The organism is Endozoicomonas sp. ONNA1, from assembly GCF_024606325.1.
In the GTDB taxonomy this organism is placed as follows: domain Bacteria; phylum Pseudomonadota; class Gammaproteobacteria; order Pseudomonadales; family Endozoicomonadaceae; genus Endozoicomonas_A.
This window is the reverse complement of record NZ_JAHHPN010000601.1, coordinates 1-1,287: the sequence shown is the minus strand read 5'-3', so window position 1 is coordinate 1,287 and position 1,287 is coordinate 1. Positions and strand designations below refer to the sequence as shown.

Here is a 1,287-nt window from a genome sequence, read left to right as displayed (position 1 = left end):
AAATTTAAATGCAGAGAATCAACACTTAAATGCGGAGAATCAAGAGTTAACTATAAAGAATCAGGAATTAGATAGAGATAATCAGGGTTTACGGGGCTGCGTGGAGTGTTACGAAACTGACATCGGACGCTTGGAGGCAGAACTTCAAATAACGAGGGATGAGCTTATACAACATCGTTTGCACGACAGGGCCCATCAAGCATACCATCAGATGGCAGAACGCAGGCCGGAGAGATGCAATTGCGCAATGCACCGTGCTACACGGGCAACGACCATCCAAAATGAGGCGACAAACCCGTTGAATGAGCAGGCAAGCTCGTCTAGCGGCCACTTGGAACTAACATCAGCAAGCAATATCACCTCCGGAGAATACCTGCCGACGGCAGCAGCCAGCCCGGTTATGCCGGGCAACGGCGGCTCTTTGGCTCCTCAGCCGTTGAACACCTTCAATGAGCAGCTCACCCCGTCCAATGAGCGGTCAGTCTTGTCGAATGAGGAGTTGCAGCGGTTACCGGAGCAAGAATCCCGAAGGCCAGTGTGCGAACATTTCCAAAGATTCTGCTATGTGGGTTTTGATTGCTGTCCGGGGTATTTCCCTTGCCATAGATGTCACAACGACAGGGGTTCATGTAAAGCTGAACTCAAGGCTGTTCATGCAATAAGGTTTATGTGTTCTATATGTGGATATGAGGGAGAAATTACGGAAGACTCCCAAACATGCCCGAACTGCGAAGAGCAAATGTCGGAATATTACTGTGCAAAATGCAAACACTTCACCTCAAAATATAACGACCCGTTCCACTGCCATAAATGCGGTATTTGCCGGATGAAGGCAAGTGAATCCTTTCACTGTGATGTTTGCGGTGTCTGCATGCATAAAATGCTAAAGGGCAATCACAAATGCCGACCAGGCTCAGCGCACGACCGTTGCGGCATCTGCCTTGAAGATGCCTTCAGCGGCTGCCAGATATTACCCTGCTCTCACAAAATTCATAAGCATTGCGCCATTGCAATGCTTCGAAACGGGATAAGAACCTGCCCTGTTTGCAGAGGCCCTGTATTTACTGAATAACTTAAAACAATGATCAAACGTCTGACCGGATTGAATACCAGTATTGGGCCGTTGAAGAGGTTGATGATGCCGAAGGATTTGTAACATAGGACGAGTAATCCAAATAGCAATTCAGGAATTCTTGGCTATTCTTTGTTCCTACCGAGAATAAAAAGATTAGCCAATGATGCTCCCTTATTTTTCCAGAGCAGAAAACCGACACAGATTGTCCTGGC

Annotated in this window: 1 protein-coding gene; it reads left to right on the top strand. The window is 47.4% G+C overall.

The genetic code is table 11. The features are described 5' to 3' along the window. The first annotated feature begins 211 nt into the window (after positions 1 to 211). The gene (locus tag KDK19_RS24425) at positions 212 to 1,072 is read left to right on the top strand and encodes a CHY zinc finger protein (RefSeq protein ID WP_368736467.1); all 861 of its coding nucleotides are present in this window, start codon (positions 212 to 214) and stop codon (positions 1,070 to 1,072) included. Positions 1,073 to 1,287: the final 215 nt, after the last annotated feature.

Coding starts and splice junctions, on each gene's coding strand:
- KDK19_RS24425 (WP_368736467.1), top strand. CDS start 212: ATGGCAGAACGCAGGCCGGAGAGATGCAATTGCGCAATGCACCGTGCT.